Origin of the sequence: Leekyejoonella antrihumi (assembly GCF_007845645.1) — a bacterium.
Classification (GTDB): Bacteria; Actinomycetota; Actinomycetes; order Actinomycetales; family Dermatophilaceae; genus Leekyejoonella; species Leekyejoonella antrihumi.
Genome location: NZ_VCQV01000021.1, coordinates 73,909 through 96,068, shown reverse-complemented (window position 1 = coordinate 96,068; position 22,160 = coordinate 73,909). Strand labels below are relative to the sequence as shown.

The 22,160-nt window shown below is 67.8% G+C and carries 16 protein-coding genes and 1 riboswitch; of the genes, 7 read left to right on the top strand and 9 right to left on the bottom strand.

The window, feature by feature from the left end:
- Positions 1-286 precede the first annotated feature (286 nt).
- On the bottom strand, positions 287-535 hold the full coding sequence (locus tag FGL98_RS14950; protein ID WP_146317843.1) for a hypothetical protein: 249 nt from the start codon (positions 533-535) through the stop codon (positions 287-289).
- A 109-nt stretch (positions 536-644) separates the two neighbouring features.
- Here FGL98_RS14950 and FGL98_RS14945 point away from each other — a divergent pair, with 109 nt between their 5' ends.
- On the top strand, positions 645-2,309 hold the full coding sequence (locus tag FGL98_RS14945; RefSeq protein WP_146317841.1) for a nuclease-related domain-containing DEAD/DEAH box helicase: 1,665 nt from the start codon (positions 645-647) through the stop codon (positions 2,307-2,309).
- 6 nt (positions 2,310-2,315) lie between these two features.
- Here FGL98_RS14945 and FGL98_RS14940 read toward each other — a convergent pair whose 3' ends face one another.
- Positions 2,316-3,260, bottom strand: a complete 945-nt coding sequence (locus tag FGL98_RS14940) for a serine hydrolase (RefSeq protein WP_186526188.1) — start codon at positions 3,258-3,260, stop codon at positions 2,316-2,318.
- A gap of 299 nt (positions 3,261-3,559) precedes the next feature.
- Here FGL98_RS14940 and FGL98_RS14935 point away from each other — a divergent pair, with 299 nt between their 5' ends.
- On the top strand, positions 3,560-5,350 hold the full coding sequence (locus FGL98_RS14935; protein WP_186526187.1) for an HNH endonuclease signature motif containing protein: 1,791 nt from the start codon (positions 3,560-3,562) through the stop codon (positions 5,348-5,350).
- A gap of 4 nt (positions 5,351-5,354) precedes the next feature.
- Positions 5,355-8,666: a TM0106 family RecB-like putative nuclease gene (locus tag FGL98_RS14930; RefSeq protein WP_146317836.1), complete on the top strand. Its 3,312-nt coding sequence runs from the start codon at positions 5,355-5,357 to the stop codon at positions 8,664-8,666.
- A gap of 34 nt (positions 8,667-8,700) precedes the next feature.
- On the opposite strand, the gene FGL98_RS14925 is transcribed toward FGL98_RS14930, so the two are convergent.
- Both FGL98_RS14925 and FGL98_RS14920 read right to left on the bottom strand, forming a co-directional pair.
- Positions 8,701-9,672: an NADPH:quinone oxidoreductase family protein gene (locus FGL98_RS14925; protein WP_146317834.1), complete on the bottom strand. Its 972-nt coding sequence runs from the start codon at positions 9,670-9,672 to the stop codon at positions 8,701-8,703.
- 24 nt (positions 9,673-9,696) lie between these two features.
- Positions 9,697-10,377 (bottom strand): histidine phosphatase family protein, encoded by a 681-nt coding sequence (locus FGL98_RS14920; RefSeq protein WP_146317832.1) that lies wholly within the window; start codon positions 10,375-10,377, stop codon positions 9,697-9,699.
- Positions 10,378-10,527: 150 nt separating this feature from the next.
- Here FGL98_RS14920 and serA point away from each other — a divergent pair, with 150 nt between their 5' ends.
- Complete coding sequence (serA, locus tag FGL98_RS14915) at positions 10,528-11,721, top strand: phosphoglycerate dehydrogenase (RefSeq protein ID WP_146317830.1); 1,194 nt, start codon at positions 10,528-10,530, stop codon at positions 11,719-11,721.
- Between the two features lie 34 nt (positions 11,722-11,755).
- Entirely contained in the window at positions 11,756-13,138 is a 1,383-nt protein-coding gene (locus tag FGL98_RS14910; protein ID WP_146317828.1) for an NAD-dependent succinate-semialdehyde dehydrogenase, read from the top strand.
- A 26-nt stretch (positions 13,139-13,164) separates the two neighbouring features.
- On the opposite strand, the gene FGL98_RS14905 is transcribed toward FGL98_RS14910, so the two are convergent.
- The 5 genes from FGL98_RS14905 to FGL98_RS14885 all read right to left on the bottom strand — a co-directional run bounded on the left by FGL98_RS14905 (position 13,165) and on the right by FGL98_RS14885 (position 18,824).
- On the bottom strand, positions 13,165-14,313 hold the full coding sequence (locus tag FGL98_RS14905; protein WP_146317826.1) for a MalY/PatB family protein: 1,149 nt from the start codon (positions 14,311-14,313) through the stop codon (positions 13,165-13,167).
- A 40-nt stretch (positions 14,314-14,353) separates the two neighbouring features.
- The gene (locus FGL98_RS14900) at positions 14,354-14,746 is read right to left on the bottom strand and encodes a hypothetical protein (protein ID WP_146317823.1); all 393 of its coding nucleotides are present in this window, start codon (positions 14,744-14,746) and stop codon (positions 14,354-14,356) included.
- A gap of 77 nt (positions 14,747-14,823) precedes the next feature.
- Positions 14,824-15,936, bottom strand: coding sequence for a metallophosphoesterase family protein (locus FGL98_RS14895; RefSeq protein ID WP_146317821.1), 1,113 nt, complete (start codon positions 15,934-15,936; stop codon positions 14,824-14,826).
- 39 nt (positions 15,937-15,975) lie between these two features.
- Positions 15,976-17,430 (bottom strand): cytochrome P450, encoded by a 1,455-nt coding sequence (locus FGL98_RS14890; RefSeq protein ID WP_146317819.1) that lies wholly within the window; start codon positions 17,428-17,430, stop codon positions 15,976-15,978.
- A 101-nt stretch (positions 17,431-17,531) separates the two neighbouring features.
- Positions 17,532-18,824, bottom strand: coding sequence for a DUF2254 domain-containing protein (locus FGL98_RS14885; protein WP_146317817.1), 1,293 nt, complete (start codon positions 18,822-18,824; stop codon positions 17,532-17,534).
- 222 nt (positions 18,825-19,046) lie between these two features.
- On the opposite strand from FGL98_RS14885, the gene FGL98_RS14880 reads away from it, so the two are divergent.
- Complete coding sequence (locus FGL98_RS14880; RefSeq protein ID WP_246136564.1) at positions 19,047-20,369, top strand: DUF445 domain-containing protein; 1,323 nt, start codon at positions 19,047-19,049, stop codon at positions 20,367-20,369.
- Between the two features lie 103 nt (positions 20,370-20,472).
- A riboswitch (SAM riboswitch) is annotated at positions 20,473-20,590 on the top strand.
- A gap of 73 nt (positions 20,591-20,663) precedes the next feature.
- Entirely contained in the window at positions 20,664-21,992 is a 1,329-nt protein-coding gene (locus tag FGL98_RS14875; RefSeq protein ID WP_146317815.1) for a bifunctional o-acetylhomoserine/o-acetylserine sulfhydrylase, read from the top strand.
- The last annotated feature ends 168 nt before the right edge of the window (positions 21,993-22,160 follow it).

The following is a 22,160-nucleotide window of genomic DNA, read 5'->3' as shown; positions in this document are numbered from 1 at the left end:
CCAGATGCTCACGCAATACCGCATAGCGCCGCTCCACCGACTCCACCGCCTGCGCCATCACTGCCATAGCACGAGCGTAGAGCCCTCAAAGCATAAAACCTAGGTTATTCTGACGCGAATCCTTAGTAGACGCTAACGACCAGGAGTCGAACAATCACAGTTTGCGAGGCGTTGAGAAAGTCATCCCGTTTGACAACCTCCAAGGGCCCAGAAGCCGCTGATCGTGCGGATTTACGCACCTGAAGGCAGGACTATCCGGCGTCGGCCGGCGTGAAATATTTCACGCTCAGGCCCGGCCGTCGGCCCCCGCGGCCCGCCAGTGCTGATCGAGCGCTTCAAGCGCGGCGACAACTGGTTCGTGAGGGCCGCCCTCACGCTGCTCGGCATAGAACGCCTCGCCGAGCCGTCGCATGAGGACGCCGGTGTGCTGTCTGTTCTGCACCTCGTCCAGGTGGGTCTGACCCTGCGCGACACCCTGCTGCACGATCTGGGAGGCCTGTGCGGCCGCCTCCTTGGCCTTGTCCGCGAAGTTCATCTCTTCATGATGGCAGGGTGCGGAACGAACCCACGGCCTGCCGAGTCAGTGACCCCGGAATTTGGCAGAACCGCACACACCCGTCGCCGCATACTGGTACGGATAGCAGATGACTGCGCGCACCGCACCCGACCAGCCGTCGTTCGTCACCAGGTCGGAGCGCGAGGTGTGGGAGCGCCTGGTCAACCAGTTGGCCCCGGAAGACGTGGTGCTGGCGAACGTCCGGCTGACGGATGAGTCCAAGGATCACGAGGCAGATCTCGTCGCCCTGCTGCCGGGCCGCGGGGTCGTGGTCATCGAGGTGAAGGGTGGAAGCGTCTTCGTCGGGACCGATCAGCGCTGGTGGCAACGCACCTCGCACGGCGATCGATGCATCCGACCGGTCGACCAGGTGCGGGAGTCCCGCTACGCATTGCGGCACTATGTCGAGCAGGATCCTCGGTGGCGCCAGCGGGCGCACGGACGGGTCCGCTGGGCGCACACAGTGGTCGTGCCCTACACCTTGCTCGCCGAGGACTTCGCCACCCCGGACTGCCCGCGGTGGATGGTCCAGGGGCGGGAGGACCAGGAGCACCTGGGTGAGCGCGTCGGCGCGGTACCTCTTCGCCAGGAGCACGGCTGCCGGGTGCCGACGGAGGATGATGTCAGCCTGATCCTGGAGATCTTGCAGGGCAGGTCTCTCCCGGCATACGACATCACGGCGGAAGCGATGGAGCGCCAGGCCGATTCGGGCCGGCTGACGCTGGAGCAGACGGCCCTGCTGCAGGTCACGCGACTGCTGCACCGGGTGGAGGTGCGTGGAGGCGCGGGTAGCGGCAAGACCGTGCTCGCGATGACACAGGCCAAACAGCTTGCTCGAGGTCGTGCCGGTCGCAAGCCGCAGCGCGTTGCCCTGGTCTGCTACTCGATCGGTCTGGCCGAGCACTTCAAGCGGGAGGTCGACTCGTGGCACCGCAAGGACCGGCCGGCGTTTGTCGGCACGTTCCACGACCTGGGAAGGCTGTGGGGGGTCGGCGACGGAGACCGCTCCGACAGCGACTTCTGGGAGCGACGCCTGCCGATCGAGATGGCCGAGCTTGCAGGCAATCTGGAGGTCAGGGACCGCTTCGATGCGTTCGTCGTCGACGAGGCGCAGGACTTCGCCGACTCCTGGTGGGCGCCGATCATTGCCGGCCTGCGGGACGAGGAGGAGGGCGGGCTGTATCTCTACACGGACGAGAATCAGCGGATCTTCGCACGATTCGGCCAACCCCCTGTGCCCCTGATCCCGCTCGTGCTCGACCACAACCTGCGCAACACCCAGCAGATCGCGGACGCGTTCGGCCCACTCGCACCCATGCGTATGCGGTTGCGCGGCGGCGACGGGCCGAAGGTCACCGTGGTGCCGACGACGGCCCACCAGGCGATCAGTGTCGCTGATGACCAGGTCGACCGGCTGATCGACGAGGGGTGGCAGCCGCGCGACATTGCGCTGCTGACGACGCGTGCGCGCCACCCGGTGCAGATCGAGCGCACCGAGGCGCTGGGCCAGAACGGCTACTGGAAGTCGTTCTGGGAGGAGGACGATGCGTTCTATGGGCATGTGCTCGGCTGCAAGGGCCTGGAGCGGCGAACGGTGGTGCTTTGCGTGAATGAGTCGAAGGCCCAGGACCGTTCGAGGGAGCGCCTCTATGTCGGGATGTCGCGGGCAACGGACCAGCTCGTCGTGGTCGGCGACCCTGAGGTGATCCGCGCGATGGGTGGCGAGGAAGTGGCACGGCGCCTCGGCATCTGACCCGTCTCAGTCGCGGGCAAGCAGTCCTGCGGCATCCGTTGCCAGCCGGGAGAATGCGTCGGCGGAGATACCGTCGCTCGATGACGCCATCACCACCAGCAGCTGACCGCCTTGCCGGGTTTCCGCATACCAGCTGCCGGTCTGCACGCCGGCGACGGTGCCGCCCTTGAACGCGACCTGGGTCCACGACGCCGGTGACATGATGCCGTTCTCAGGCGTATCCAGGATCTCGCGCAGCGGTCGCAGGGCCGCCTTCGCGCTGCGGTTGTGCAGCAGTACGAGCACCTTGGCAATGTCGGAGGCGCTTGCGAAGTAGCCCAGCCCGTGCTGCCACTGCGGGGCTGCGATGCTCAGATCGGCGTCGACCGCGCCCGAGCGATCCGCTCCCTGCAGGAGACTCATGCGTGCTTGCGGTGATGCCGTGGGGTAGGCCTTGCGTGCCCGCACCGCACGTGGGTCTGCCGACCACTCCAGCCAGAGGTCCTGTTTGATGGTCGGCAACGGCGCGAGTCGGTTTGAGTGCGAGTTGCCCGCTGTGGCAATAGCTCTCGCGATCGCCTTCTGACCGAGGACGCGAATCAGCAGATCCGTCGCCGTGTTGTCGGATATGTGCATCATCAGGGTCGCCGCTTGTTGCAGGGTGACCTTCGCACCCGCCGGACGCCCTGCGAGGCTGCCGCTTCCAGCTGCCTTGTCGCCCTGTTCCAGGGTCAGGCTCGACTTCCACGTGAGGCGGCCGTCCTGCACCGCATCGGCCACGGCATACAACACGTAGAGCTTGACCATCGAGGCGAGCGGTCGCGGATTCTCAGGGCCCGACCGATGGATGACCTGGATCTGATGACCCGACACGTTGGCGGCGTAGATCGCGACGTGCGGCGCGAGCGACGTGGCCTCGGCGTCGATCTGCTTCCACTGAGCGCTGGGCCTGCCCGACGCGGTCGTCTCCACTACCGGTGGCTGCTTGGAGGAGGGGGCCGAAGGCCGAGTGTGGGCGGTCCTTGTCGTCCGATGAGTAGTTGCGGTCGCGCCGGTAGAGCAACCGCAGACGCCGAGGATCAGCGCGCCGGCGATCAGTGCGCGACATCGGACCGACATGACTCCATGCCTACGGCATGACGGGGGCCGTAGGCAAGCCGGCTGCGCGGTGTAGAGGTGAGGGGTTGTCGGTGGTGGGTGGTTGACTATGGGTTATGGAGACATCGACAGCATCTCAACAGCCGGATCTGGTTGATGATGCTGGAGGTTCGGTGTCTTCTGACTCGTGGGAGCCGGTGGTGCCGTTCGATCGGGCGGCGCAGGCTGCCCGGGAGGAGTTGTCGGTGGTGATCGGTCGGGTCAATGCGGCGCAGGCGGACTTGTTGGCATTGACCGACCGGGTGATCGATCAGCAGTTGTGGGCGGTCGCGGGGATCCGCTCGATCGAGCACTGGTTGGCGTGCTTCGCGGGGGTCTCGCCCTCGCGGGCGGGCGACCTGGTCAGCGTCTCGACGCGCACGCCGGAGCTCCCGAGGATGCGCGCGAGTGTGGACACCGGCGCGTTGACGCTGGATCAGGCCGCGGTCGTGGCGCGGCACACTCCTGCCACCCATGACGGCGAGGTGGCCGAGTTCGCGCCGAACGCGAGCGTGACCCAGCTCCGTCGGGCGTTGTGCAAGTACTCCTTTCCCGAACCCGCCCCAGAACCCGAGCCGGCGTCGGCGTCGGAGTCGGCGGCAGATCCCGGCTCGTCGCCCGGACCGGAGCCTGACCCGAAATCGGAGTCGGGTGTTGACGAGGCCGACGGCGAGCAGGGTGCGGGGTCCCGGGCCGGTGGGTCGGCGTTCGGGCCGGCGGGTTCGGACTCGTGGGATCCCGCGGTGCGGCCGGCCCGGGTGCGGATGGGGTACCGGGAGGGCCGGTTCCACCTGGAGTACTCGGCCCCGGCGCAGGTCGGGGCGCTGGTCGAGCAGGCGCTGATCGAGGCGAAGGACGCCCTGTTTCAGGCGGGGCATCCCGCGGCCACTCTCGGCGCCGCGGTGGAGGAGGTGGTCACCCGGTCTCTGCTGCAGGCGGGGCAGGTCACGCCGTCGCGGGAGTCCAGGTACCGGGTCTACCTGCATCTGGGCACCGAGGGGACCGGGTGGTTGCATCAGCGTGGGGCGCTGCCCGACGTGGTGGTGGACCGGTTGACCTGTGACGGGGTCTTGCAACCGGTGTGGGAGACCGGTGGGTCACCGGTGAATGTGGGCCGGGCGCAGCACATCGTGCCCGAGCGGACCCGCCGGCTCGTGCAGGACCGTGATCGGGGCTGTAGGTATCCGGGGTGCGTGTCGATCTATCACCTGGAGGTCCATCACCTTCAGCATTGGCGCGACGGTGGTTTGACGGACATCGATAATCTGGCCTGCCTGTGCGGCCACCACCACGACGCGTACCACCGTGGGCAGTTCCGCATCACCGGCAATCCCGAGCACCCGAACGGGCCGAGCGGGTTAGAGTTCACTACCGAGACCGGCGGCCCGATCGGACCCGTCACCACCGACAGGTCGAGCGACACCGGCACGAGCACCGGCGGCTCGGATACGGGCACGCCACCGAGCCCGACAACTCCGAGCCCGACGACTCCGAGCCCGACGAGACCGCGGCGGTATATCGGCCCGACCGGCCAGGCGTTGCACCCGTACTGGGTCGATTTCGGCCCCGGCACCCCACCAGCACCGCCCACAGGGGGCCCGGGCCACGCACCCACCGCACGCGACCTGGCCAGCGACGCCGTCCGCACGCACCGCGACACCGCGCCGGCCGCGCCCGAACCGCCACCACCCGACGCGATACCGCCCGACGCGCCGCCCGCCGAGGCGATGCCAGGCGACGCCTCACCGAGGGCACCGATCGGTCCCGACCGACCTCCTGGAGTCTCCCCCGACGCGTGGATGTACGCCCAGGCCGACGGCTGCACCTACTGGGCCACCCCCGACGCCTACCAACGCGCCGGCGAAGACCCCGAACTGACCGGACCCGCAGCCACCGCCTACCTCCTTCGCATGATGGCAGAGTGAACCCATGCAGCGAGTCAACGAGCGGCTGGTCCTCAGCCCAACGGACCTGACGAAGCATGTCGCCTGCCCGCACATCACCACCCTCGACCTCGCGGCGTTGGAGGGCGGTCCCAGCGGGCCAAAGCCGCGCGCGACGGATGATGCGCTGCGCATGGTGTTCGCCAAGGGCCTCACCCACGAGCGCGACTATCTCGCGATGTTGCGGGAGCAGGGCCGCACCGTCGTGGAGATCACCGAGCGTGGCAGGGAGGCCGCTGAAGCGCAGACACTCGAGGCGATGCGGGCGGGCGCGGACGTCATCTACCAGGCAACGTTCTACGACGGTGACTGGATCGGTCACGCGGACTTCCTGCTGCGCAAGGACGGGCCCAGCAAACTGGGGGACTGGTGCTATGACATCGCCGACACGAAGCTGGCTCGGCGCCTGAAGGTGCCGGCGCTGCTGCAGATGGCGATGTACGCGCGCCGCCTGACTCAGCTGCAGGGCGTCGCCCCGCGGCAGCTCGTGATCGTCACCGGCGACAAGCAGCAGCATGCCTGGCGCCTCGTCGACGTGGCCTCCTACGCGCGGCGGGTGCGAACGCAGCTCGAGCAGTCCATCAAGGATCAGGCGCCCACCGAGCCCGAGCCGGTCGCCTACTGTGCGCAGTGTCGTTGGCAGCAGGTCTGCACCGACCAGTGGCTGGCGCAGGATGACCTGGTGCAGGTGGCCGGTCTGCGGAACGACCAGCGGGCTGCACTGCGCGCCACGGGGATTGCGAGCATGGCCGCGCTGGCGGAGGCCGTGCCCGGCACCCTCGGCGGTGCGCTGTCGTCGGCGACACAGGACCGGCTGATCCAGCAGGCTCGGCTGCAGGTCGCCGAGCGAACAAGTGGCGCCGCGGCCTACGAGCTGCTGCCGGCAGCACCGGGCAAGGGCCTACTGATGCTTCCTGCGCCGAACGACGGCGACGTCTATCTGGACTTCGAGGGCGACCCCTGGGCGAACGACGGTGCGGGTCGGGAGTACCTCGCCGGACTCTGGGACCGACAGGGAGACTTCACGTCATGGTGGGCCCATGACTTCGACGCGGAGGGCCGGCTTGTCGCGGACCTGCTCGACGACCTGCTGCGTCGTTGGCGGGCAGATCCTGGAATGCACGTCTATCACTACGCGCCCTACGAGGTGTCCGCACTGAAGCGGATGACGGGACGGCACGCGACGCGCGAGACCGAGCTTGACCAGCTCCTGCGCGCAGAGGTGTTCGTTGATCTGTATGCGGTGGTGCGCCAGGGAATTCGCGTCAGCAAGCCGTCCTACTCGATCAAGAAGCTCGAGGACTTCTACTGGCAGCGGGTCCGATCCGGAGGCGATGGGGACGTCGCCGATGCGTTGACCTCGGTCGTCGAATACGAGCGGTGGCTGGTAGAGCAGAACCAGTCGATCCTCGACGATATCGAGTCGTACAACCGCGACGATGTGCGCTCGACGCATGACTTGCACAAGTGGCTCGAGGAGCGTCGTGAGGAGCTCGGAGCACGCGGTGTCGAGCTGACCAGGCCTTTGCCGCCGGAGCCGCACGAGGTCAAGGCGGACGAGCTGGCGGAGGCGGAGCTCGCCGGGCGGCTGGCAGAGGCCGGAAGCGAGTTGCTCGCGGGATGTGTCGGTTGGCATCGGCGAGAGGCCCGCCCTGGGTGGTGGGCGTTCTTCCGCTACGGCCAGATGAGCGACCAGGAGATCGTCGACGATGGTGTTGCGGTTGGCCAGATTGGTGTCCCCACGCTGGTCGGCCCGGAGCTCAGCCGCACCGGCAAGGCCACCTCCAACAGGTGGCGATACACCTTCCCGCCGCAGGAGGGGCGGCCCACCGAGACGGTTCACGACGTGGACACCAACGCCGCGGTCGGCAAAGTGCTGGGCTGCGACCTGGGTGAGGGCTGGATCGACCTGAAGCTCGGCAAGAGTCGGACACCGTTGCCGACGAGGGGATTTGGCCCATCCGGACCGATTGCCGACCAGGTGCTGCGCGCGTCCATCGCACGCTGTGCCGAGCTCGTTCTCCGCGGCGAGCAACCCATGGGTGCGCGGCTGTTGAACCGGTCGGTGCCTCCTGTCGAGAAGCTGCGGCCGCGGCCGGGCGAGCAGCCGAAGGATGTCGTGGTGCGAGTGGGTTCCGATCTCGACGGACGGGTCCTGGCCGTGCAGGGCCCGCCGGGCACGGGCAAGACCTACGCGGGCGCGCACCTGATCCGACAGTTGCTGGACCAGGGCAAGAAGGTCGGCGTGACTGCCCTGTCCCACGCGGTGATCCGGCACCTGCTGGACGAGGTCGGTAGGCCGGCGTGGCACAAGACCGGTCAGGGTCAAGAGCCGCAGCAGCAGGGTGCCGTGCGGTCGGTCTCGGACAACGCGGAGGTCGCTACGGGCCTCGCCGGCGGATCAGTGCACCTGGTCGGTGGCACCGCCTGGCTGTGGGCGCGTGAGGAACTGGCCGAGTCGGTGGATGTGCTGGTCATCGACGAGGCCGGCCAGTTCTCGCTGGCGAATGCCCTCGCGGTCGCTCAGGCGGGACGTTCCGTTGTGCTTCTTGGGGATCCGCAACAGTTGACCCAGCCCACCCAGGCGACGCATCCCTACGGGTCGGGGGTCTCAGTGCTCGATCACCTGCTGGGAGAGCATGACACCATCCCAGCCGACCGCGGGGTCTTCCTCGACCGCACCTATCGCATGCACCCCGAGATCTGTGCGTTCGTCTCCGAGCTGATGTATGACGGCCGGCTCGAGTCGGCCGCGGACCGCGAGCGTCAGCGCATCGACACGCCGGCCGGTGGTTTGTCGGGAGCGGGCCTGCGATGGGTGCCGGTGAGTCACGCCGGCCACGGCGAGACGAGCCCGGCGGAAGCAGCCGTGGTCTCGGCACTGGTAGGCGGCGCACTGAACGGCAGCTGGACCGATGAGGACGAAGCAAACCGGGCCATGACGCCGAGCGACATTCTGGTCGTCGCGCCCTACAACGCGCACGTCGCAGCGTTGTCGGCGAGCCTCCCGGACGGCATCCGGGTCGGCACGGTCGACCGGTTCCAGGGGCAGCAGGCACCGCTCGTCATTTATTCGATGGGGTCGTCCAGCGCAGCCGACGCACCGCGCGGGGTCGACTTCCTTTATGATCTGCACCGACTGAACGTGGCGATCTCCCGGGCGAAGGCCCTGACGGTGGTCGTCGGGTCGCCGGCGCTGCTGGACGCCGAGGTGCACACCCCCGCGCAGCTGCGGGCGGTCAACGCCCTGTGCCGCTATGCCGAGCTGGCCGAGACCATCTCGGTCGAGGGCGGCTGATGCAAGGGCGGCTGACGCAAGGTCTGCCAGTTGCTCAGTCGCGGACCTGCAGCAGCACCTTGCCGGTGGCTCGCCGTTCGTCCAGCTCGGTGAGAGCGTTGGCGGCCTGCTCCAACGGATAGGCCGTGCCGAGCGGTGGCGCGATGCCGCCCTTGGCCCACAGATCCATCAGCTGCGTCCACTGCTGCTGGATCAGCTGCGGGCGGGACATCCAGTACGAACCCCATCCGACACCGACGACGTCGATGTTGTTCAGCAGCAGGCGATTGACCTTCACCTCGGGGATGCTGCCACCGGTGAATCCGACCACCAACAGCCTGCCGTCGGTGCGCAGGGACCGTAGTGAGTCGGTGAAGCGGTCGCCGCCGACCGGGTCGAGCACGATGTCGACGCCCGAGCCGTCGGTGAGTGACTTGGCCGCATCCTTGAATCCGTCAACCAGGATGACATCGTCGGCACCGGCATGGGTCGCCGTGGCCTTCTTCCCCTGCGTCGAGACAACGGCAATCACGCGGGCCCCGGCGGCCTTGGCGATCTGGATGCCCGCCGTGCCGACACCACCGGATGCCCCATGCACCAGGACCGTCTCACCGTCGGCGAGCCGGCCTCGATGCAGCAGCGCGAAGAGGCAGGTCAGGTAGTTCATCGGCAGGGCCGCGGCCGTGTCGAGGTCCATCCCGTCGGGAAGGGGGAAGACCAGCAGCTCGGGGGCAGCCACCAGCTCGGCATACCCGCCCAGCACGCTGAATGCCGCCACGCGCTGCCCGACGGTCAGGGACGAGCCGTCCGGCACTTCACGCACGATGCCGGAGACCTCCGCACCCGGTGCGAACGGCAGTTCCGGCTTCATCTGGTACTCGCCACGGGTCTGCAGGACGTCAGGAAACGCGACCCCGGCTCGATGCACCTCGATCAGCACCTGGTCCGCCGCACGGTGGGGCTCCGGGACGTCCGTGACGGCGACGGCGGATGGGCCGTCGAGGCTGCTGACCTGGGCAGAACGCATGGATGACTCCTTGTGGGTCGGGACTCAGCGGTAGGTGATCATGTCGGGGTCGTGCTCGAGATGAGAGTGGTTGTTGAACGAGACCAGCGTCGGAGCCTGTTCGCCCGCGATGACCTTCGTGGTCGAGGTGTTGACGGTCACCATGTTGAGGCGCGACCAGGCCTGCGCCGAGTCGGTGATCAGCCGTGAGGCGATCAGGCCGATGCAGCCGGCGGAGGTGACAACGAGGGTTGTGCCCTCGCCCTCGACCGCTCTGCGCAGGGCCGCGTCGATGCGGTTGCCGAAGGCAACGAAGGTCTCGCTGTAGTCGTCGTCATGGTCTCCGGAGCTCCACCGGGAGGTCGCTTCGAGGAACATCTTCTGGAAGGCGCGGTGCGGTTTCAGCGTGCGCACCAGGTCGGCCTTCATGACCGTCGGCCGGCGATAGGCCGGGCGGTGCGCGGCGATGACCTGCTGATGGTCGAACTCGGCCCATCCGACGTCGATGGTCGCGGCCATGGACCAGCCGGCGGAGTCGACGAGTGCTTCCACGGTCTGCTGGTGGCGGTTCATCCCGCCGTGCATGACCCGATCGGGCTGTATGCCGTGTGCGGCCAGTGCGCCGCCGAGCAGCCGGCCCTGCGCACGACCTCGATCCGAGAGCTCGTCGTAGTTCCGGGCGCCGAAGGATGCCTGGCCGTGACGCACCAGTAGCAGCACGCTCATGGACCGCCCTTCCTGCAGGTTCGCGCACCCAAACTAGCCTGAACCCGCGCGGGGCGGCTAGCGGGGCCGGGCAGCGGCAGCTGACCGGGTGGGTGACCCGAATGCCGGACACGTTGTGCGGCCTGAATCGGCCCCTGGGATGATGGCGGAGTGAAGGCTCTGCTGCTCGAAAGCGTCCACCCACTCGCCGAGTCCCTGCTCAAGGAGTCCGGGATCGAGGTCGCGACCCGTCCCGGCGCCCTGGATGAGGACGAGTTGATCCAGGCGTTGCAGGGGGTGAATATTGTCGGACTGCGCTCCAAGACGGAGATCACCCCGCGCGTCCTCGCGGAGGCGAAGGATCTGCAGGCCATCGGCGCGTTCTGCATCGGCACCAACCAGATCGCCCTGAAGGAGGCCGCCGCCAGGGGCATCGTCGTCTTCAACGCGCCGTTCTCCAACACCCGCAGTGTCGTCGAGCTGGCAATCGCCGAGATCATCGTCATGGCCCGCCGGCTGAGTGAAAAGAACACGGCACTGCACGACGGCGTCTGGGACAAGAACTCCAAGGGCAGTCACGAGATCCGGGGCCGCCGGCTCGGCATCGTGGGGTACGGCAATATCGGCAGCCAGCTGTCCGTCGTGGCCGAGATGATGGGCCTGCAGGTCTACTTCTACGACACCGATGACAAGCTGGCCATGGGCAACGCTCGGCGCTGCAACTCGCTGGACGAGCTGCTCGAGGTGGCCGAGGTCGTCACCCTGCACGTGGACGGGCGTCCCGGCAACGGCGGATTCTTCGGCGCCAAGCAGTTCGCCAGGATGCAGCCGCGCTCACTGTTCCTCAACCTGTCGCGTGGCTTCGTCGTCGACTACGAGTCGCTGGCGGAGAACCTGCGCTCCGGACACATTGCCGGCGCCTCGGTCGACGTGTTCCCGCAGGAGCCCAAGAAGCGCGGTGAGCCGTTCACCTCGCCGCTGCAGGGCATCTCCAACGTCGTGCTGACACCACACATCGGCGGATCGACCGAGGAGGCCCAGGAGGACATCGGCCGGTTCGTCGCAACCAAGCTGCGCGACTTCGTCGAGCGGGGGACGACCACGCTGAGCGTCAACCTGCCCTCCCTGACGCTGGAGTCGCGTCCCGGCGGCCGGCGCATCATGCACCTGCACGTCAACACGCCCGGTGTGCTCGCCAAGGTCAACAGCATTCTCGCGACGCACGACGTCAACATCGAGGGCCAGCTGCTCAACACGGCCGGGGAGAACGGCTACGTCGTCACCGACGTGTCCAACCTTCCGCAGGCTGCGGTCGACGAACTGGAGGCGATGCCCGAGACCGTCCGCCTGCGAATCATCCACTGAATGGCCCGCCCGAGCGGGGCGTACGGTCGACAGCATGCCTACCTACGTGACAGCGAATCCGACAACCGGTCAGACCGAGCGCGAGTTCGCCGAGCTTGACGATCGCGCCGTCGCCGAGGTCGCGCGGCGTTCCGACGCGGCATACGCCGGCTGGCGTCAGACCCCGGTCGCCGAGCGCGCCGTGATCCTGACCCGGGTCGCCGACGCGTATGAGGCCCGCAAGGACGAGCTCGGGGCCCTGATCGCCGTCGAGATGGGCAAGCCGGTGCGGCAGGCCGCCGGCGAGGCACAGCTCGCCGCCGCCATCTACCGCTGGTATGCCGAGCACGGGCCCGAGCTGCTCAAGCCGGAGACCCTTGACCCGCAGGGTGCGCAGGAGTCACTGGTCGAGATCGAGCCGATCGGTTCGTTGATCGGCGTCATGCCGTGGAACTACCCGTACTACCAGGTCGCCCGATTCGCCGCCCCGAACCTGATGGTCGGCAACACCATCATCCTCAAGCACGCACCGATCTGCGCCGCGTCCTCACAGCTCATGGCCGAGATCTTCCACACCGCCGGCGTGCCCGAGGACGCCTATATCAACGTCTTCGCGAGCAACGATCAGGTCGCCGAACTGATCGCCGACCCTCGCGTGCGTGGCATCTCGTTGACCGGCAGTGAGCGGGCGGGGGCATCGGTCGCGGAGACCGCCGGCCGGAACCTGAAGAAAGCAGTGCTGGAGCTGGGTGGCTCCGACGCGTTCATCGTTCTCGAAGACACCGACACGGACTCGATGGCCAAGGTCGCGGCCAAGGCGCGGCTGTCCAACACGGGCCAGGCATGCAACTCGCCGAAGCGGATGATCGTGCCGAACGAGCAGTTGGACGCGTTCGTCGCCACCATCACCAAGGCGTTTGAGTCGGCCCGGGTCGGGGACCCTGCCGACGCCGGCACCCAGGTGGGTCCGCTGTCCTCGATCAGCGCTCGGGACACCGTCGTGAAGCAGGTCGAGCGGGCGGTCGAGCAGGGCGCCACGCTGCACACCGGAGGCGACGCGCTGGAGGGCCAGGGCGCGTTCATGCGCCCCGCCGTCCTGACCGGGGTGACCAAGGAAATGGACGCCTATGCGGAGGAGATCTTCGGCCCGGTCGCCGTGGTCTACGGCGTGGACTCGCCGGACGAGGCCGTGACGCTGGCCAACGATGTCCAGTTCGGCCTCAGCGGGTCGGTGTGGAGCAGTGACATCGATCGGGCGCAGCAGATTGCCGACCGGCTCGAGGTCGGCATGGCCTACATCAACGAGCACGGCACCACCCTTCCCGGGCTGCCCTTCGGCGGCGTGAAGCGCTCCGGGTTCGGGCGTGAGCTGGGGCGCTGGGGGATGGGAGAGTTCGTCAATACCCGGCTGCGTCGCACCGCCAAGACCAAGCGGTAGGTCTCCGGCACCCGTATCGGGCGGCTCTACGCCGTGAGCCGCCCGAAACGGGTGGCGATCTCCTGCGCGATGGGTTGGGAGGTCGCCAGAGTCAGCCGCAGGAATCCCTCGAGGCCGCACTCGGCCCCATCGGTCCCCAGCACGCCGACCCGGTCAGCAACGGTCTGCGGGTCGACGTCGAGCGGGCGCAGGTCGAGCCAGTGGATGTAGGTCGCCTGCGGAATGGCATAACGGATCTGCGGGGCGACGTCGGCCAGGGTGCGCGCGAAGAGCCGTCGCCCGCCGTCGAGGTAGGTCACCAGCTGGTCGAGGTGCCGAACACCGTCGTCCGAATAGGCGGCCACCGCTGCGACCGCTCCGAGAGGTGAGGTGCCGTGTCGCACCGCGAGCGGGGTGCGGCCCCACCTGCGCAGGTGCTCCGGGTTGGTCATGATCAGCTGCGCGCAGGCCAGGCCGGGCAGGTTCCAGCCCTTGGACGCCGACACGGCGGTCACGGTATGCCGCGCGGTGTCGTCGCTCAGCGATGCATACGGCAGGTGCGTGGCGCCCGGATAGGCCAGCGGAGAATGGATCTCATCGGCAAAGACCATGGATCCGGTCCGGTCGACGACCTCGGCGATCCGAAGCAGCTCATCCCGGGTGGCGACCTGGCCGGTCGGGTTGTGCGGGTTGACCAGCACGAGCAGCCCGCCGCCGCGCAGCGAGCGTTCCAGGCGCTCCGGGTCGATCGTGTAGCGGCCGTCGACGCGGTCCATCGGCAGGGTCCGCAGCTCTGCGCCGATCCCCGCGGGTAGCCCCAGGAACGGCATGTACGCGGGCGTCGGCACCACGATCGGTGTGCCCGCCGGTGCGAGATGCAGCGCCGTGAACGTCATGCCGGTCAGCACATCGGGCAGCGTGTGGATCGACGCCGGGTCGACGTGCCAACAAAACCGTCGGTCCTGGAAGGCGGCGCACGATCGTGCCGCCTGCGCCTCGAGGTGCTCCGGCAGGTAGCCGGTCAACCCTCGGTCGAGTGCATCGTTCAGTGCGGACCTGATGGCGGGTGCAATGGGCAGATCGGACTCCGCCACGAAGGCGCCCAGGACACCTTCTTCCGGCGCGGTCCACTTCAGCGAGCCGCGGGCGCGCAGATCGGTGGGAGAAAGATCATCCAGCACGGAGGCAATATCCATCTGTCCACCGTATTGCGGCCGGGTGGCGGACGTGGTCGGATCAGTCACTCGATGGTGTGCCGATGACGCCGGGGTCGTGCCGTTGGGTGACCTCCGGCGCGGTAGATCCGCCGCACGTGCGGTCGGGCGCCGGCTCGACGATGTGGCTGCCGTTCAGCACCACGGCGGAGTCGAGGCTCGGGTGTCCTTGCACGATGTTGCGGAAGGTGAACCGACGCAAGGTGCTGAGCGCGCAGGTCGTGTCGTACTCGGCGACGTCGAACGAGTACTCGCCCGTGCTCACCTCGGTTCCCTTGTCCGCGCCTCTGGCGATGCTCGCCCCGAACAGGCCACCTCCGGTGAACGTGCCGACCGTCATCTCGTTGTTGTTGAGCTTCGGCACGTGCAGGTGACCGGACACGAGCAGGGTGTGCGTCGCGTCTATTCCGTTCACCGCGGGAGGTTCGTGGCTGATGATGAGGTCGGGCAGCGGGCTGCCCTTGAACGCGTCGAGGAAGGCCTTGCGGGCCCTCAGCTGGATCTCCGGCTTGTGCGGGTCGCCGTCACCGTAGTAGCGGGGATCGTTGAAGCCTGCGAAGTCACTCCGGCAACGCTGACCTCGTTGTACGTGCCGGGACCGGGCTGCAACAGGTGCACGTTCGCAATCTTGCCGAGAGCAGGAAGGAGCGGGTGATTGGTCGGGCTGGAGGAGTCATGGTTGCCGTCGATAAAGAGGTAGGGGACCCCGAGGCTCTGGATTCCCTTGAAGATGCCGGCGGCGGAGGCCTCCTGCTCGTCGCCGAAGTTGATCAGGTCGCCGCTGTCGACGACGACGTCGATGTCCTCATCGGTGATGATCTGCTTCATCAGCGGGTATTGGTCGATGCCATGGATGTCGCTGACGAAGAGCACGCGCAGTACCGTCGGTGCGTCCGGTGAGTCGGGGGCAACCTTGTCCTGCAGCGCGTTCGAGAGGGCCAGCGCGCTGACGACGTAGCGAGACGCCTCGGAGCTGCGATGGGTCAGGTCGCCCAGGATGTCGGTGTTGGCCCGGGCATACCCCAACAGGCTGGTGGTGGCGACGTTGCTGACCCGGTCGATGCGGTAGGCCTGCCAGCCCGCGAACGTCGGTGCGATCACGGCAAGCACGGTCGCGCCGGCGGCGACGCCGAGAAGCTGCCGGGGCTGGGCGCGCCAGGCGCGCAGCGCGAGGAGGGTCAGCACGTCGGCGAGCAGCAGACCGGCAACGAACCGGACCGCGACGCCGATGACCATGTCATGTGCCACCTGGTCGATCTGCGCCGATGACGGCCGCAGGGCACTGATCGCCGGGGTGCCCGTGCCGAATGCCTCCAGCACGCCGCGGCGCAACTGGCTGTTGACGACGATGCCCGGCGCGGGGACGGGTCCGTCGAAGTGGATGTCGACGTCGCCGAGCACGGTCGGCACCGACACCGTCGAGTTCGGGATCAGGTCGAGGTGCACGTCCGCCTGGTAGTAGGTGGTCTGCACATGGGTCGGGAACAAGGTGGTGGCGGCGACGCCGGCGACCCAGCCCACCAGGGCGAGCAGGATGGTGACTCCGACGATCCGGGCCGCCACACCCGTCCGCTGCCAGTGAGGACGATTCAGGAGCCACCGCATGGGTCCATTGTGGCCGCCGGGTCCACGAGACGTGGCAAATCAGGCAGTTCGGCTTGCCTGGTCCATCTCCAGAGGCTCCGATTGGCGCCGCGGTGTGCGGCGAACCATCGTCAGGTCGAAGCCGTCCGGCATAAGGGTGAGCCGTTCGGCGATGTCCAGCTGGTATGCGGGATCCGCCGCGAAGTCGTACCGGTGGCAGGCCCGGGCGAGCAGCAGGACGGCCTCGTGAAGCGCGAACTGGCGCCCGATGCAGGAGCGTTCACCGGTGCCGAACGGGAAGTAGGTGTGCGCGGGCCGGGCCCGAACCGCGGCCGGGAGGAAGCGGTCGGGGTCGAACGTATCGGGGTCGTCGCCCCACACCTTCGGGTCGCGGTGCACGGCGAGGCTCATCACGATGCACCAGTCGTCCGTGGTCATCGGGTACCGCCCGGCGAGGACGGTGTCCTTGACGGGGCCGCGGGCGAACCCGGGCGCGGTCGGCCACAGGCGTAACGACTCATCGAGCACTCGGCGGATGTAGCGGAACTTGGCGACCTGCTCGAACGTCGGAACCGAGTCCGGGTCCGGCCCCAGGATCGCGTCCGCCTCCTGCGCGGCCTTCGCGCGCACCTGCGGATTCGTGGCCAGGTAGTACATCGCAAACGACAGCGCACCGGAGGTCGTCTCGTGGCCGGCGACCAGGAAGGTGATGATCTGCCGCCGGATGTTGAGGCGGTCGAGGTGGTCCCCGGTCTCCTCGTGGGCGGCGTGCAGCATCAGGCCGAGGAGGTCCTCCTGAGAGGTGTCGTGCGACGCGAGACGCTCCGCGATGATGTCGTCGATCAGGGCGTCGATGTAGGCCTTGGCGTCGAGGTACGGCTGGCGACCACGTCGCAGGAGCGCCCCGCCGAACGGCAGCGCGGCGAACGCACCGCGGACCTGTCCTCGCTTGAGACACCTGGCCATTGCGGGGACGAACGGGTCCTGGCCGTCGCGGCTGAAGGACCCGAAGTCCTTGCTGAACGAGGTACGGCCGATGGTTTCGAGGGTGAGCTTGGTGAGGTTGGGCGACACCGGCACCGGTCGGTCCGAGCGGTCCCACAGGGCGATGAGCTCGTCGGCCGCGTCCACCATCGTCTGGTGGTACCCCTTCATCGCCTCACGGGTGAAGGCGGGACGCAGCAGATCGTGAGCCAGGCGCCAGTTCGGTTCGTGCGTGTATGCCGTGAAGAGGCCGTCGCCGGCTGTCTCACGCAGCGCCTGGACACCCGGCGCCAGCTTCTTCTCGAAACGCGACTCGTCGCACAGCTCCGCGGCGAGTTCGGCATCCCGGACGATCACCACCTTGCCCCTGAAGACCTTGATCTCATAGATCGGTCCGAGCGGGCCGCTCGTGCGCAAGGCATTCTGCACGGGCTTGCGGGTGTCACCGCGAAAGATCGTGGCCAGGTCGCCGATGACCGGGCGCCGGCCCGGCGGGTGGGGGAGTTGGCTGTGCGCCCAGTTCCGCGGCATGGTTGCTCCTTCGGCGGCCGGCCTGCAACAGGTGTAGTGGAGCCTCCACTGTAAGCCACTTCACACGACAGATGTAGTGCGACGGCCGACTCTGGTCCGCGTCAGCCGGCCGTCTCCCGGAGCCGCTGAGCCGCCGTCTGCACTGATAGCCGATCGGCCGGGTTGGCGACCTCCCGATCGGCATCGGTCAGGATCAGCTGTCCTTGGGACGCGAGATCCGCCCGGCGTGGATGGCCGGAAGGCAGGACGGCAGCGCAGCTCTCCAGCAATCGGAGCAGCGCCACGGAGACGGTTGGTTCGCTCGCGCCGTACCGGCGGATCAGCCCGCACATCGTGGAGAGGTAGTCGGCGAAGTTCCGTGCGGGCAGCACCACTGCGCAGCCGGTGGGGTCCGAGCGCACGACCGGACCGAGCGGCCGGACGGCGAGGGCACAGAAGATCACCGAGAGATGGTCGATGGCCTGGACGGCGGTATACGGGTCGTTCACTGCGGGGGAGAGCGCCTTGCACGCGATATCCACGAGCTGCCGGATCCCGAACGCCGCATCCTGCTCCATCGTGCGCTCGAAGCCGACTCGGACCCTGGCCTCGATTGCAGCACCGAACGCCATGGCGTCGGGCGGGCGGTCGTCCGGGCTTTTGGCCCATGCCCATGCCAGCGGGGTGCCTGCCACGACGTGCTCGCCGACCCGTAGCCGGACCAACAGGCTGACCCCGTGATCCCGGACAAGGGGGAGGAGGTCGTCCGCGTGGTCGGTCTGCAGGTACCCCGAGCGCGACGAGAGCAGGGGGATCGCCCAGTCCGGCGGCGTGAGCACGGCCGACTCGTCGACTGATTTTGGCAGCCGACGGACGACAGACAAGGTGCTGAGCTCGACCTTTCTGGCGATCGAGTCGATCTGGATCGAGTGGGCCAGGTGGTTGGCATAGAACACCACCATTGCGAGGCTGACGAACAGCAGCACTATCGCGCCACTCACGGCGAGTCGTGGGTAGGCCTGCACTCGGGCACCCGACGCGACTCCGACCGTATAGAGGCCGGCCGTGCTGTAGGAGAAGGTCGCGAGGAAGACGCTCAGGACGAACTGAGTCGCCCGGTCCCGGAGGAAGTTGCGCAGCAGCCGGGGCGAGAACTGGGTGGAGGAGAGCTGCAGTGCAACAACGGTCAGGCCAAGGACCAGCGCGATGACCGTCACGACGGTTCCCGTGATCGTGACGAGCAGCGACCGGGCGTCGTCCGCTGTGCCCTGAAAGGCCAGGAAGTCCAACGTCGAATGCGGCCCCACGTAGACGTGTGAGAGCGCGTAGCCGGCGCTCAGCGCACCGACGGCACACGCCGTCGGGAGCACCCACAACGAACCCGAGACGTACTCCTTGACCGCATCTCGGCGCATCAGTTCCCTTCACTGCCTCGGTCCGAGACATCCCGGAGAGAACCAATCCTGCCGCATACGTCGGTCAGGGGCGCGTAGGCGACCCAGTGGAAGTCGGCCGACCGCGTCGGAGAGGACAGCACGTCAGCAAAACCACCTCCACCGGCACGAGACCAAGGATCCACCAAGCATGACGAAACGCTGGTCAACTCCGAATCTGACAACTCGCGTAACCTGACGGGCGTGGCGCTTCCGGACCGGCCGGCGGCCCGTCAAGCGGAGGACGTTATGGGGCAGGGAGACGGGCTGAGCGCGCCCGGGCCCGGGCCGATCCTGGGTGAGGCGGACCAGGCGCGGCGACGTGGCCTGCGGCAGATGCGTGCGATAGCGCTCAGCATGCTGGTGCTTGCCGCGGTCGTCTTCGTGCTCACCCACGGACGCGGCGGTGCCTGGGGGTACGTCAACGCCGCGGCGGAAGCCGCCATGGTCGGTGCGGTGGCCGACTGGTTCGCCGTGACCGCGCTCTTCCGCCATCCGCTGGGCATCCCGGTCCCACACACGGCGATCATCCCCGAGCGCAAGGACTCGATCGGGCGCAGCCTGGAGGACTTCGTCACGGACAACTTCCTGACGGCGGAGAACGTGCAGATGCGGCTCGCCGCGGCGCAGGTGCCGCTGCGGATCGGCGGATGGCTGGCGGACGCGGGCAACTCCGAGCGGGTCGTGCGGGAGTCCGCTCCGGCGCTGGCGCGCGGCCTACAGTCCGTGGAGGACAAGGAGGTCGCCGACCTGCTCGAGCGCATCGTCCTGCCGAGGCTTGCACGCGAGCCCATCGCCCCGCTTGGCGGACACGTGCTCGAGGGCATCCTGCAGGACCGATCCCACGTTGGACTGGTCGACCTGGCGATCCGCGAGATCTATGTCTGGGTGCAGGACAACGAGGAGACGATCACCTCGATCATCGGCGCGCGCGCCCCGTGGTGGTCGCCGAAGTGGCTGGATGACACGGTCATCGCTCGGATCCATGTCGAGCTGCTGGCCTGGGTCAAGGATGTCCGAGACGACCCGGACCACCAGATGCGTCAGGCACTCGATCACTTCCTGGGTCAGCTCGCGCACGACCTGCAGCACGACCCGAGCACGATGGCGAAGGCCGAGTCGTTGAAGGAGCACATCCTCGCCCATCCGTCGGTCTCCAGCTCGCTCGTGTCCCTGTGGGGGTCGGTGCGCCAGGCGATCGTCGAGGCCCTCCTGGATGAGGACGGCGAGCTGCGGGCGCGCCTCGTGCGAGCACTGCAGGATCTCGGCGGGCGAATCGCCACGGACGCCGAGCTGCGCGAGTCCCTGGATCGACGGCTCGGCGAGATTGTCGGTCACGTCGTCACGACCTACGGCCACGAGATCTCCACCGTCATCTCGCAGACGATCGATCGGTGGGATGGCGACGAGGCCTCCCGGCGCATCGAGCTGCACGTCGGCCGGGACCTGCAGTTCATTCGCATCAACGGCACCGTTGTCGGTGGCCTGGTCGGACTGCTGATCTACACGCTGGCCCAGCTGCTGTAAGCCGGCTGGGTCGTGCCGGAGCGGACCGCCGCATGCTGAGATGTTGAGTCCAGAATAAGAGACAGTTATCCGAGATCTCGGCCGTCTCGGTACTCTTTGGGCAGGTCATGAGTACCAGCGACAAGCCCCGGCTCGCTGGTCGGCAACCCTCCACCGCGGTGGGGTGCCCCGGGTGAAGACCAGGCCGACGGATGCAGATCATCCGGCGGCAAGCGCGGACGGCACGAAGGTGAGTCCGCTGCATCGGCCGATGCGGCGTCGGCCGGTGCACTCTGATCAAGGAAGGCACCAGCGATGACTGACGACACCAAGACCCCGGCCTGGTCGTTCGAGACGCGGCAGATCCACGCGGGCGCCCAGCCCGACCCCACGACCGGATCGCTGGCGCTGCCCATCCACCAGACGACCTCGTTCCAGTTCAATGACACCGCGCATGCGGCGGATCTGTTCGGGCTCAAGGAGTTCGGCAACATCTACACCCGCCTGATGAACCCGACCCAGGATGCCATCGAGCAGCGTCTGGCCAACCTCGAAGGCGGTGTGGGCGCGCTGCTGGTCTCCTCCGGACAGAGCGCCTCGTTCTTGTCGATCCTCAACATCGCGCAGGCCGGTGACCACATCGTGGCGAGCCCCGCGCTCTACGGCGGCACCTACAACCTGCTGAAGTTCACGTTGCCCAGACTGGGCATCGAGACGACCTTCGTCGAGGACACCAGCGACCCGCAGAGCTGGAAGGGTGCTGTCCGGCCCAACACCAAGCTGTTCTTCGGCGAGACGGTGGCGAACCCGAAGGCGGAGATCCTCGACATCGAGGCCGTCGCGGGCGTCGCACACGACGCCGGAGTTCCGCTGATCGTCGACAACACGATTGCCACCCCGTTCGTGCTGCGGCCGATCGAGTACGGTGCGGACATCGTGACCCACTCGGCGACCAAGTACCTCGGCGGGCACGGCACGACGATCGCCGGCGTCATCATCGACAGCGGCAACTTCGACTTCGCGAAGGACCCGGAGAAGTTCCCCAGCTTCAATGAGCCGCAGGACAGCTACCACGGCCTGGTCTACGCACGCGACCTCGGCGTCGGCAGCCCGCTCGGTGCAAACCTCGCCTACATCCTCAAGGCCCGGGTGGACCTGCTGCGCGACCTCGGCAGCGCGATCTCGCCCTTCAGCGCGTTCCTGATCGGCCAGGGTCTGGAGACGCTGAGCCTGCGTATCGAGCGGCACCTGGAGAATGCCCGCAAGGTGGCGCAGTGGCTGGAGGGCCAGGACCAGGTCGAGGTCGTGCGCTGGGCCTCGCTTCCGGACTCGCCGTACTACGAGCTGGCCCAGAAGTACACGCCACTCGGAGCGGGGGCGGTCCTGTCGTTCGACATCAAGGGCGGCGTCGAGGCCGGCAAGAAGTTCGTCGAGGGCTTGACCCTGCACGCGCACGTCGCCAACATCGGCGACGTCAAGTCATTGGTGATCCACCCTGCGTCCACCACCCACTCGCAGGGCAGCGACGAGGACCGCCTGTCCGCCGGTGTGACTCCTGGGCTGATCCGCCTGTCGGTCGGCATCGAGCACATCGACGACATCATTGCCGACCTCGAGCAGGGCTTCGCCGCGGCCAAGCAGTAGGACCGAAACGGCACCCGGCCGCCCGCATTCTCAGCCAGAGGATGCGGGCGACGTCGCGCCTCGGTCCTCTAACCTTGCGGAATGCGCCGCAGCGGTCGATCACGGGCGCCCCGGCTGCCGACGGCCCTGGCGGTGATTGCCGCGGTCGGCATCTCGGCGGCGTGCACT